Annotated in this window: 13 protein-coding genes; 5 read left to right on the top strand and 8 right to left on the bottom strand. The window is 56.5% G+C overall.

Going from position 1 to position 11425, the window contains the following annotated elements:
* Positions 1 to 1364 (top strand): hypothetical protein (locus tag LRX75_RS22710; RefSeq protein WP_231816860.1); only part of this gene is annotated, 1364 nt, incomplete at its 5' end.
* Positions 1365 to 1403: 39 nt separating this feature from the next.
* Here LRX75_RS22710 and LRX75_RS22705 read toward each other — a convergent pair.
* The 5 genes from LRX75_RS22705 to LRX75_RS22685 form a co-directional block, all read right to left on the bottom strand.
* Positions 1404 to 2729, bottom strand: a complete 1326-nt coding sequence (locus LRX75_RS22705) for an MvaI/BcnI family restriction endonuclease (RefSeq protein ID WP_231816859.1) — start codon at positions 2727 to 2729, stop codon at positions 1404 to 1406.
* The gene (locus LRX75_RS22700; RefSeq protein ID WP_231816858.1) at positions 2722 to 3183 is read right to left on the bottom strand and encodes a very short patch repair endonuclease; all 462 of its coding nucleotides are present in this window, start codon (positions 3181 to 3183) and stop codon (positions 2722 to 2724) included. The genes LRX75_RS22705 and LRX75_RS22700 overlap by 8 nt, the downstream gene beginning before the upstream one ends.
* Positions 3176 to 4435 carry a DNA (cytosine-5-)-methyltransferase gene (dcm, locus tag LRX75_RS22695; RefSeq protein WP_231816857.1) on the bottom strand — a complete coding sequence of 420 codons (1260 nt, stop codon included), beginning with the start codon at positions 4433 to 4435 and terminating at the stop codon, positions 3176 to 3178. Before dcm ends, LRX75_RS22700 begins: the two co-directional genes overlap by 8 nt.
* Before the next feature lie 121 nt (positions 4436 to 4556).
* Positions 4557 to 5819 (bottom strand): Y-family DNA polymerase, encoded by a 1263-nt coding sequence (locus LRX75_RS22690; RefSeq protein ID WP_231816856.1) that lies wholly within the window; start codon positions 5817 to 5819, stop codon positions 4557 to 4559.
* 2 nt (positions 5820 to 5821) lie between these two features.
* The gene (locus LRX75_RS22685; protein ID WP_231816855.1) at positions 5822 to 6313 is read right to left on the bottom strand and encodes a LexA family protein; all 492 of its coding nucleotides are present in this window, start codon (positions 6311 to 6313) and stop codon (positions 5822 to 5824) included.
* Positions 6314 to 6695: 382 nt separating this feature from the next.
* Here LRX75_RS22685 and LRX75_RS22680 point away from each other — a divergent pair, with 382 nt between their 5' ends.
* On the top strand, positions 6696 to 7367 hold the full coding sequence (locus tag LRX75_RS22680; RefSeq protein ID WP_231816854.1) for a hypothetical protein: 672 nt from the start codon (positions 6696 to 6698) through the stop codon (positions 7365 to 7367).
* Between the two features lie 218 nt (positions 7368 to 7585).
* On the opposite strand, the gene LRX75_RS22675 is transcribed toward LRX75_RS22680, so the two are convergent.
* On the bottom strand, positions 7586 to 8536 hold the full coding sequence (locus LRX75_RS22675; RefSeq protein WP_231816853.1) for a tyrosine-type recombinase/integrase: 951 nt from the start codon (positions 8534 to 8536) through the stop codon (positions 7586 to 7588).
* Positions 8529 to 9101 carry a hypothetical protein gene (locus tag LRX75_RS22670; RefSeq protein WP_231816852.1) on the bottom strand — a complete coding sequence of 191 codons (573 nt, stop codon included), beginning with the start codon at positions 9099 to 9101 and terminating at the stop codon, positions 8529 to 8531. Before LRX75_RS22670 ends, LRX75_RS22675 begins: the two co-directional genes overlap by 8 nt.
* Positions 9102 to 9231: 130 nt before the next feature.
* On the opposite strand from LRX75_RS22670, the gene LRX75_RS22665 reads away from it, so the two are divergent.
* On the top strand, positions 9232 to 10224 hold the full coding sequence (locus tag LRX75_RS22665; protein ID WP_231816851.1) for a hypothetical protein: 993 nt from the start codon (positions 9232 to 9234) through the stop codon (positions 10222 to 10224).
* A gap of 120 nt (positions 10225 to 10344) precedes the next feature.
* Positions 10345 to 10563, top strand: coding sequence for a hypothetical protein (locus LRX75_RS22660; protein ID WP_231816850.1), 219 nt, complete (start codon positions 10345 to 10347; stop codon positions 10561 to 10563).
* A gap of 51 nt (positions 10564 to 10614) precedes the next feature.
* Here LRX75_RS22660 and LRX75_RS22655 read toward each other — a convergent pair whose 3' ends face one another.
* Positions 10615 to 10941, bottom strand: coding sequence for a hypothetical protein (locus tag LRX75_RS22655; protein WP_231816849.1), 327 nt, complete (start codon positions 10939 to 10941; stop codon positions 10615 to 10617).
* Positions 10942 to 11038: 97 nt separating this feature from the next.
* Between LRX75_RS22655 and LRX75_RS22650 the strand changes: the two genes are divergently transcribed.
* On the top strand, positions 11039 to 11404 hold the full coding sequence (locus LRX75_RS22650) for a hypothetical protein (protein ID WP_231816848.1): 366 nt from the start codon (positions 11039 to 11041) through the stop codon (positions 11402 to 11404).
* Positions 11405 to 11425 lie beyond the last annotated feature (21 nt).

Genomic DNA, 11425 nt, shown 5'->3' with positions numbered 1-11425 from the left:
TCTTGTCCTCCCGCTTTGTTGTTGTCGATGACAAACCAGAGCATTTGAAAGGTATCAAGGAGAGTCTTGATGCCTTGCGGTATGACTGCCACACGCGTCTTTATGAGGAGGAGAGTGTGGGAGGGTGGAGCGCACTTCCCGGGATCCGCATGCTGTTCATAGACAAGAACCTGCGTGCGGGCGTCACAATGGGCAGCAGCGGTGCCCAGAATGCTTTTGCAGCGATCGTAGACGTAATTGAGAAGCTGATCTCTCCCGAAAGCGGTCCGTATGGGCTAATCCTTTGGGCCGAGCAGCCCGACTATGAGGCATTTAAGGAATTTCTGTACAGTCGGCTTTCCGACAAACCTGATATCCTGCCAGTATTCTGCGAGCAGCTTACAAAAGGTGAATATATAAACACAATTACTGGTGAAATCATTGATCCAGAGAAATTTAAGTTAGACATACTGGAAAAAATGTCGGGAAGCCGGCAGATGAGCGCGTTATTTTCATGGGAAGCTGACGTGGTGGCTGCAATGGATGCGGTGCTGAAGTCCATAGTGGGCCTGGTACCTCCCGCGAGCCGTGGTTCAGATACATTCGGCCCAGAACTTGGGAGAGTGCTGCACCGTATTTCCGAAGCAGGTTCTGGGATCGGGCGTGCAATGGAAAATCCTCGTGAGACCATCAATCAGGTTCTTGTGCCAATACTAGCAGACCGGATAACCGAACACGATCCGGAAGGGGTCGCAGGCGATGCCTGGAGACAGGCACTTGTGGCTCCCCCGCCGCAGCATCAGCCTCCTTCTGTAGCTATTCAGGCATCGGTCAATACTGCGATCCATATCTCCAGAGGAAGACCCGGTCAGGCAGCCTCCCTTAAGGCAACTGATCTCGGCGCCGTTGTGCAGTACCCTTTTCCCGAGCTTGAGGCGTCTTTGAGGGAACACTTCGGGCTGTCGAAGGAGCTTATCCTCAGCGACAGGTTTTTTGGCATGACTGCAGAAGACTGGGGCCGTAGCCGGTTCCGTCTTGTACAGATCGGTGCACCCTGTGATCATGCCCAGCCCAAGGATGCACCACTGCTTTATCTGCTGGGTCTGGAATGGCCATTTACAAACCCTGACGGGAGCAAAAACGGCCAGGCAAAACTGCATAAAGCAAAATCGGCAAAGACGGAGCAGGCTTGGTCTTCACCGATTATCACGGTAGAAGGCGGAAATCCCGGAAAACTGTCTGTCTTTCTCAGCTGCTCGCTGAGTAGGGCACGGCCTGAAGAAGATACGTGGATTGCAGCCTACCGGCTCAGGGAAGAACTCGTATCCCAGCTGACCCACAGGTACGCGCGTCACATTTCCAGACCGGGTATAGTGGAACTTTAGAGGCATAAGTTTACTGCTTGGATCCTAAAAATCCAGGTTCTACAGATCAAGCTCAACAACCTCATTTCGGTGATACATCTGCTCCAGCTTGTCGTGACGGATCCTGAACTGGCTGCGCCGTTTGATTGCCATGGAAGAACTACCATCTCCCTCCAGCTTTATGGCAGGGTCGTAATATACAACGCCTTTGCTGATGGCGTTCAGGAAGAGGTTGAGATCCGTTTCCTCGCACAGGTGAACTCGGGGACCATACCGGTACTCCGGCGGCGGTGACCGGAATAGTGATGGTACATAGGCGGCCTGCGCATGTTTGCGCTTCCAGTGCTCGATGATGCCTGTGTATTTCCAGAGCGCTGCAAATTCTCCTTCCCTGTCGATCAGAGCGATCCCACCATCAAGGTCAGTAATCAAGCTGGTTTTCTCGTCGAAACCAACCAGACCCAGCCGAAGGCCGGTTTCGTGGTGGTATGTCCTATCTGAAGCATATATGCCTCCGAAATTGATACGTCCTGCCTTGCCGAGCTTGTCCGCGTACCCGTATTTCCTGAGGAATGCCTCCACACCCTGCTCCCTGTAATAACCGCCGGTCGGTTCAGGGGTCATCAGAGTCACCGGACTGGTGGGGCGATATTGGTCAAAATTGGTAACGGCGTACTGCTTGATCTCCCAGCCGAGATAATCAGGTTCGGAATAGCCGTTAGGTGATATTCCAAGCTCCGCTTCGAGAGTGTATCCTCCACCATTGCGGGCGCTATAGGCACGGGCGATACCGTCACGCCCGAGTTTCTGTGAAGAAATCCAATGCTTTGCGTAGATCGCCGTAAGGACGTCCAGAAGTCTCTGCTTCGAACCTACGTCTTCCTTTGCAAGGGGTATTTCCAGAAAAACGCCAACCTGACCGAGGCCGGAGAGGGCATATAGAACCCTTGCCAGCGGACTACCGGCCGCGGCCGCATGCCCTAGAACTTCGCCATCTGCTGTAACCCCGAAAAAAAGGACGCGTCCTTCGTCGCGTACCCTCATGATTTCAGCCGGGGCATTCCGGCAGCCGAGAAGAAAGCCTGACATGCGGATTTCCGGATAGTCCGGATAGAGTATCAGCTGGGCGTTGGGCGCTAGAAACTTTCCGCCACCATCGATCCAGTAAAATCTGACCGGAGATTTGGCCCTGTCGCGAACACTGCCGGCCTTTTCAGAACTGTCGGTGCTGACTTCTCCGTATGGCAGAATGTTGAGGGCAGTGAAATCTCCGCCTAGATAGACCTGATTTTTGGAATTGTCGTTGGGTGAAAGCTTCTTGGCATATATGCGGACAGCTCCATGCTGCCGCATCAGACCGGAAAGTGCATCAAGTGTCTCAATCACAGCGATAACCTGATAATTCCAGCTCCTTGCCTTCACCACGCAGCCAGTTGGCCAAGCTGGTTTCTATACTATCCGATGCAAGACGTCCCCGCCCCCGCATGGCGCACTCCCACACAGTAGCCACTCTCCATCCTGAAGTGAGAAGCTGCAACACAGCATCCCTGTCACGAGCCTTGTTTTTTCCGATCTTGTCCTCCCAGAATTCCGTGCGCGTTGCGGGCAGCCTGAACAGATGGCAGTCGTGCCCATGCCAGAAACAGCCATGGGCAAAAATAACGGAACGGTACCGGGGCAGAACCATATCAGGTTTGCCAGGCAGTCTGCGGTCGTGAAGCCTGAACCTGAACCCCATGGCGTGAAGGCCGCGCCGGAGGATCATTTCCGGCTTGGTGTCGCGACCCCGTATACCGGACATCATCCGGCTCCTGACCTCGGGCGTGACGATGTCAGCCATTCACTGCGACTTTCTTGTAAATCTCGACATCAGGCTGCTGGAAAGGCCTGACTACTCTTGACCCGTGTCCGAGAGCCTCAAGGAGATGAGGCTCCATATGATGCGCGACCGCTTCGACCGCCGGTACGACAACAGCGTTGCCGAACTGCTTGTATGCCTGGGTATCGGAGACAACCGTTTCCCACCGCCGGCCGTCGCGCTCAAACCCCATCAGGCGTGCACACTCCGTCGGTGTCAGCCGGCGCGGTACCCTTCCGGGCCCCTGGTCGATCAGGATCTCTGATCCGTCCTTGTAATAACGTGCCGACAGGGTCCTCGCGACATCAGCGGGACCGAACATCCCGAAGCCGAAGCCATTGCCTGCGGCTGCGTGCTTGGCCTTGTAGTTCTGGAGGTACTGCCAGAGGTGGGCGGTCAGCGTGTATTTCGGACCGACTTCATCAGGCGGAAGCAGGATGCTTCCAAGCTTTGGACCAGGTAGCGCGGGGACCTGGAACGTCTCGAAGGAAAATGCCGTGGGATCGCGGAAACCGACAATGAAGATGCGTTCACGCTTCTGCGGTACCCATGGTTCCGAGCTGACGATCCGCGCCTGGACATGATAGCCGAGATCTTTTTCAAGCACGTTCATGATGGTTGCGAAGGTCCTGCCGCTGTCATGGCGGTGCAGGTTCTTGACGTTTTCGAGCAGGAACGCTGCGGGCCGGTGGTGTTCAAGGATCTTGGCGACGTCGAAGAACAGCGTCCCCTGTGTTTCATCCAGAAAACCGTGCTGCCGTCCGAGGGAATTCTTCTTGGACACTCCGGCAATTGAAAATGGCTGACAGGGAAAACCTGCGAGCAGGACGTCGTGGGAAGGAATTCTCTGCAGCGCTTCCGGGCTGGTAGTGAACTCCCGGATATCCCCGGCAAAGACATGCCCCGGAGCTTCCGGAAAATTCTTGCGGTAGGTCATCTGGGAGTATTTGTCCCATTCGCTCGTGAAAACGCATTCACCGCCTATCGGCTCGAAACCCAGACGGAGCCCGCCGATTCCTGCGAAAAGGTCGATGAACCGGAATTTGCGCTGTCCGGGCTGATGGCTCCGCTGCCCGGCAGCTGCGCGCAGGGTGGAGATGGCCAGGCGGGGAGGGTTGCTGGCACCGCTTTCATAACGGTATGCAGTCCGGTCGGATACCTCGAGCACGAGAGCGGCTTCTTCAAGGGTAAGACCCGCCTGTTCCCTCAGCTCCGTGAATTCCGTCTTGTGCATTTCAGGTCCTGCTCTGTGTCAATTTTCGCCACCCTGGCACTTTCGTACCCAGCCAGCAAGCACATGTTCCTGTTTTGTTCTATTCATGAGCAGGCTTATCCCCCGCCTATTCGAGCTCCGGTCATGCTTCGAGCAGCTCGGCCCACTGCGTCGTATAAGCAGCTGACTTCTGCTCACTCCGCAGCGCCCATGTCTGCTTCAGCCCACCCGCCGCAAATCCCACGGTCCCCCGCCCGTAGCGCTTGTTGAGTGCGTCCAGTCCCGCCATCAGCTGCATCCGCTCCGGACTGTCGGGAGCATGAAAGAGCGTGCCCTGCACGGTTTCCGCCCGGTGCAGGTCGAGGCAGACCACACCAGCTTTCTTGTAGCTGAACCCCGGCTGCCAGATCCGCTGAAGGCCATGGAGTGCCGCCTTGATCAGCCGCGTGGTGTCCGAGGTCGCCACCGGCAGGTGCACGGTATGCTGTCCGGTGTATTGCCGGTCCTGTTCGCGGAACCGGTTGGTGGTGACGAACACCTGCAGGGCAGGGGTCACCAGCCCCTCCCGGCGCATTTTCTCTGCCGCGCGGCTGATGTAGGTCGCCACCGCCTCCTGCATGTCGGTGAGGGTCACCACCGGTCGGCCGAACGACCGCGACGCCATGGTGGTCTGGCGATCGGCAGCCTCCAGTCCCAGCGCCAGGCAAGAGATCCCCTGCAGCTCCAGCACCATGCGTTCCATCACCACGCTGAACTGCGTGCGGATCCACTTCGGGTCCGCGTCGCGCAGCTGCAATGGGCTCGTGATGCCGATCGCATGCAGACGGGCCTCCATGCGCGAGGCCAGTCCCCACAGGTCGGTAAGCTTGAGTCCGGCCAGGGCGGCGGTCTGCTCAACCTCTGTCATCAGCGCCAACACCCCGCCGCTCTCCGGCGTCTTCTTCGCAATGCGGTTGGCAACCTTGGCCAGTGTCTTGGTAGGTGCAATGCCCACGGAGACCGGGATCCCGGTCCATTGCAGCACGGCGGCCCGCGCTTCCCGCATCTGCCGGTACATGCGGTCTTCCAGGCCTTCAAGGCTCAGGAACGCCTCATCGATCGAGTAGATTTCGATGTCGGGCACGAACCCGCCAAGGGTGCGCATGACGCGCCCGCTCATGTCGCCATAAAGGGTGTAGTTGCTGGAACGCACGATCACGCCCTCCCGCTCGAACTTGTCGCGGTTGAGGTGCCAAGGCGCACCCATGTCGATGCCGAGCGCCTTGGCCTCGTTCGAGCGGGCGATCACGCAGCCGTCGTTGTTGGACAGGACCACCACCGGGCGGCCACGCAGTTTCGGCTGGAACACTCTCTCGCACGAGGCGTAGAAGTTGTTGCAGTCGACCAGGGCAATGGGCGCGGGCATGCCTAGAACATGCGGATCGAGCGCGTAATTACGCCCCACACCTCGAACTCGCGGCCCTCGCTGATGACGATGTCGGGGTAGGACGGGTTTTCCGCATGCAGCAGGATGCAGCGCTCGCGCACCAGGTAACGCTTGATCGTGAACTCGCCGTCGACCAGTGCGAGCACGATGCAGCCGGACACGGCGTTGCGGGCGCGGTTCACCACGGCGATGTCGCCGGGGAAGATCCCGGCGCCGGTCATGCTGTCGCCGGACGCGCGCACCGCAAAGGTGGCGGCAGGGTTTTCGATGATCAGCTCGTTGAAGTCGAGCGGCCGGTCCATGTAGTCGTCGGCCGGGGAGGGGAAGCCGCAGGCGGCACTGGTCGACATCAGCGGCACGGTCTGCGCCCGAACGCCCTCAACGTCGATAAAGCCGTTGATGTCGCCGGCGCGGATGCCGCGATCGGCAAGTCGGCGCGCCAGGTCGGCCAAGGGCACGGGAAGCCGTACCACCTTGGTTTCCGGCGCGCGTGGCCTTCCCGCATTGCTCCGCCGTCCCCCGTGTGGTCGCGCCAGCTTCATGATCCCATTCCCCATCTTGATTGTTGTTACAACAATCACACAGGCGGCGGGTTCCGTCTAGCGCTTCGTAAGTCTCCGACGTTTCGGAGCGATCGTCATTCACGTGTGCTTTTCAGGCAAACGTCAGTCTAACCTTAAAAGCTGAACCCTTTCAGGGTTGACTGCGCGAAATTCTTTAAGGCTTACTGTAACAGTAATTTCTTATAAGTATGATTTAGTTGTGGATTCACGCTGTTTTTCAGAGACTTCTACCGCTTTCAATTGCCAGTTGCTTCCAGATAACTTCTGGTGGAGATCCTGCGGGAGGACTCATATGTCGTTGGAAGTAGTTGGATTAGGTAAGCTATTGCAGACTGCTTACGCGGACAAAGCTCTGCAGAAACGCATCCTGCGTATCGATTTAAATTCCGAGCGCAAGAAAGCAGCTGGCCATAAAGGTGGGTCCGGCCCTGATTTTTATATGCCGTTCTGGGCTGATGCCAAGCAACACGTCATGGGAAATCTAGATCTGAACGCTGCCACAGCCGAACGCATTGCCGCTAATCCGAGGCGTACCCGGCTTTATAATCTCCTAAAGCAAAATTTCCTGATGTGGTGGGAGCAGAAGCGACGACTTCGCAATGAGCCTTTTTCGATTATTCAGGAGAACCTCAAAGCTCGTTTTGAAGTTCCGGGTAGAGGTACGCTCAAGGTAGAGAACACACTCGCAATTACGATCGGGGAGGACGGCCACCGGATCTTCTATCCGTATTTTTGCGAAGAGCCGGCATTGAGCGGTGAAGCTGCCCGGCTGGGCCTATGGGTGATGTCTCAGAGCATTAAACGTTATGACCTTCAGGACATGCGGATGCTCGATGTGATCAGGGGAAAGTCTTTCTCAACGATTGATACGCCTTTGTTGGGTAACGAAGAGACTCTCCTGAATCAAAAGTATGGTGAGGTGATAGATGCCTGGAAAGCTCTACGCCCGGATTACGATTTCTGAGTGCGTATTGAGTGGTGGCCGCTTAACTGCTCCCGCTCGGTGGTCAACCCGCAGGCCTGTCCGCTACAGGCGGACCGGAGGGCGAAGCTGAACGCGCTTCCTCATTGCGCCGTAGTGAAGCGTAGCCCGAGGCGGCCGTCAGGCTGCGCAGGAACCGGGGCAACGCCCCGTCTGAATGGCTTACAGAAATACGGATTTCAGCATTTCTGTAAATTCGGCTAGATCAGGATCCTCTCAACTTCGTCCAGGCTTACGTCGTCGCTGCGGCGATCGTAAAGCTGGGTTGTCCGCGTCGATGAATGGTTCGCCATATTGGCGGCCTTCTCGAGGGTACCCCCGTTTTTAAGGTAGGCGGTGATACCTGTAGCCCGGAAGGTGTGGTTGCACACCGCCGTACTGATCCCTGCCGCCAGCGCCCGTCGCTGGATCATGGCGTAGGCATTAGCCTGCGGGAGCGGATTGCCCGACAAGTCACCGGTTCCACGCCGGATGGTCTGGAACAGGGGCGCACGCGGCTTATCTTTCAAGCCTGCCATATCAATGTAGTCGTCGAGGTAGGCCTCAAGCGAATGATGGCACGGCAGCTCGACCTGCTTGCCGCCCTTTTCATTCAGGCGGACCCACAGCCGGCGGTTCTGGGCATAGACGTCGCGGACCTCCATACCTGTTGCCGCCCCTATCCGGGCGAAAGTGTAGGTCATGAGCCCGATCAGCGCGCGATCGCGCCTGCCGATCAGGGTATCGGTCGGAATGCTGTCGAGCAGCTGGCGGGCTTCACCAGGCGAAAGCACCGGCGTTTTTCCCCGTCTGCGCGAATGCGCCGGCCCTCGCACTGAATGAGCGGGGTTGGTGGGCATGATCTGACCGGTCACCAGCCAGTCGAACAGGTGCCGCACGGCTGCCAGCCGCTGTTTGACAGTCGGCGCCGAATGAGTCCGAGTCATCTCCTCGATCCAGCCGGCAACGTGCATCGGCGTGATAGCAGTCAGGATCGTTACACCACGCGCTTCGCACCAGTGCAGGAACTCCGACGTCGCCTTGGCGTAGGATCGGCGGGTGTTTGGATTGCGTATCTGGGCGGTGAAAAATTCAAGGAAACGTATACGCCCAGTCTGCGAAGTCTGCTGAATAATGCCAGTCAGTTCTGGCCGCGATACCAGCTTATCCATTATCACGCTTCTTGAGCTCGATCAGCATGTCATGAGCTTGCTCAAGTCCAGCATTAAGTGACTGTATATTATCAAGGATACGTTGCGCATCGGCAGCGACTTCATCTGCACTAAAATGGGGATCTTCCATCCTTGCGAGCATATATAGATCTAGCCGAATAGAAGCCTTTCCTCCGCCTGAATAAATAAGTCCGTTAAGGCGGTTAGCTTCTGCAAGGCCAAAACGTTGGCGGATAAAGCGACGGCTCTTTTCAATCAGTTCTAGAGCCTCTTCAACGTCCTCACCAGTTTGGTCCATGCGTGTGGCGATGCCTTCAAAGTCGCTTAAATCACCTTTGCCAGCGGCTATCGCCTCTAGATGTTTCCGGGAGCCGTCACTTTTGAATGCAAGAGTATCAACGGCATCGGCGACTTTCCGTCCTTTGTAGCGTTGAATGGCATTGTTGGTCGCGCCTACGTAGCCGACAGTTTTTTCCAAAATACCCATGACCTTCTCTACTGCCGTAAGAATGTCCGTAACGCTAAGAGGCATAGCAACAGTTGTGTGGGATGACTTCTCGTTCATAGCATCTTCCTATATATGATAAAGGACATTATCACATATACAAACCCGACGTCGAGCCAGTTGATGCGAACGCTTCCTGCGACTCGCGATCGGCACTCGTTCATGATATGTACCGGCAAGGAGGATCGTGATGTTCAAGAATCTCATTAGCCAGTTGGATGAACTTTCCCAAACGACACAGGTCTCTGTACCTGTCGAGGCAGATGCAGAAGGTTACTACGACCGCGAATGCCCTGACGAAAAGTGTTATTTCCAGTTCAAGATCCACGGAGACGACTGGAAAGAGATTGTCCGCGACGAGGAGGTTTTTTGTCCCTCATGCCGTCATACAGCACCCGCGACTGACTGGTTTACCCGCAAGCAGATCGAGGAAGCAAAAGCGTATGCGTTGGATCAGATCAAGGCAGGCCTCAACAAGGCCATGCGCGCGGATGCAGCTGCATCGAAGCGCCGCCAGTCAAGGAACTCGTTTCTGAGCTTGACCCTCGACGTCAGAGGCTTCCCCCATGCTGCGCTCCTTCCGGTCAAAGCTGCCGAACCCATGCGACTTCGCACCACCTGTGAAACCTGTGAGTGTCGGTACTCATATATAGGTGCAGCGTTCTTTTGCCCGAGTTGCGGCAAGAATTCAGCAAGCCATACCTTCCGGCAGACCCTGACCACTGTCCGGACCGCCGCCACCCTTGGCGAAACGCTGCGGGCTACCCTCGGTCCCGATGAAGCGAACACGATGACGCATGCCCTCCTAGAAAAGGGGGTTCAAGACACCGTCATGTGCTTCCAGCGCCTCTGTGAACAGCTCTATGAAACCGCCGGCGGCCCGAAGGCCCGGCGCAACGCGTTCCAGAACCTGGAAGCGGGTTCGGAACTCTGGATGAAGGCCAAGGGCTTTGATTATGCTCAGCTAGTAGAACCGGGTCAGCTCGAGAAACTGGCACTTTATTTCCAGCAGCGCCACCTGCTTGCCCATCAGCAGGGTATCGTTGATGCCGACTATATCCAGCGCAGCGGTGACACCAACTACGCCATCGGCCAGCGCTTAGTCATCAAGTCGGACGCCGTTTTGGAGTTCGCAGGGCTGGTCGAGCTACTGGGCCAGAGCATCATCCGCAAGCTAAAGTAAGGCGAAAATAATTCGCCTAAAACGCAAATAAATGACCAAATCGGGCATTCTCAGCCTCTCCGGAACATAAATAGTAATGCAGGCTAACCTGCAATAACTATTATATTAGGAGATTAATAAATGACTTACCGGACCTACCTTGACTATGAAACTGCCGAACGCATCGGCGCAAGCGGCACATTCCAGGTTATCAGCATCGAAGATGATGACGGCAACGACGTCATCAAGGCACTGCATATTGACTCTGGAAAGCATTACCCTTCGCTGGATTCCCTGAAGGCGGACATCGCAAGAGCGACTGGCACATCTGTCGACGGCATTGATATCGAGAACACCTGATCGATATGGCAGGCGAGCATGTGCTCGCCTGCCAAGTTCTGGCCGAAGTTTCTAGGCCGCAGGCATAATCAGCATCAGCGAGATACCTGGCTCGTCGCCGTCCAGCGCGATATCTGCAAGCATCCCCTTATCGTTCAACATGTTCATAAAACCGCGTACAGCCTGCGACGTCGCGATGTCCGAGGGGATGGGAAGCGCTAGGCTGTCGCTGCCACGACTGATGCAGGAGTCGATGCCGGACTGAAGGTCCTTGAGCTGGGTCTGAGCGACCCATGTCCGGGCACGTTCCTCGCGCTGCTGGATGCCTTGCCGGAGAAGGTGGTGATTATGATCGTTGGCGGGCACATGTTGCCGCCACTGTTGGCCGAGGTTTGTCATAGACTGCGTCTTTCGTTGACGGCAGTATAGGAGCGGATGCGACTGGCGGCTAACCTCTCCATGATTTTCACGCGCCACCTTGTGGCGGAAAGGACGCATGATGCTTGCCTTGGCCTATCAAGATCTTCCCGACATTGATGCTGTAACGCCTCTCGGCACGGATGATCACGCCTGCCTTGCCGAGATCCGGGAAGTGCTGGCGCGTCATGGCCGCCTTGACCGGTTCGGGATCACGCTCCTCCACAGCCACTTCCCGATCACGGACAACGAAGTCCTGGTGGAGCTCTGCGATGACCAGGCAAGATCCCTGACCATGACGGTCCAAAGCAAAACAGTCCTTGAATCCCCAAACCTGAAACCAACTTCGTGGCGGCTTACCGATGGCGAGGCAATGGTTAGCTGCATCACGACATGCGTGTCGTCGAACGACAAGCACGGCCGCAAACACGTTACCTTCAAATAAGAGTCGTCATATGGCTCTCTG

Origin of the sequence: Rhizobium quercicola (genome assembly GCF_021168455.1) — a bacterium.
GTDB lineage: Bacteria > Pseudomonadota > Alphaproteobacteria > Rhizobiales > Rhizobiaceae > Ferranicluibacter > Ferranicluibacter quercicola.
Note: the sequence above shows the minus strand (reverse complement) of the source record. Positions and strands in the feature narration are given on the sequence as shown.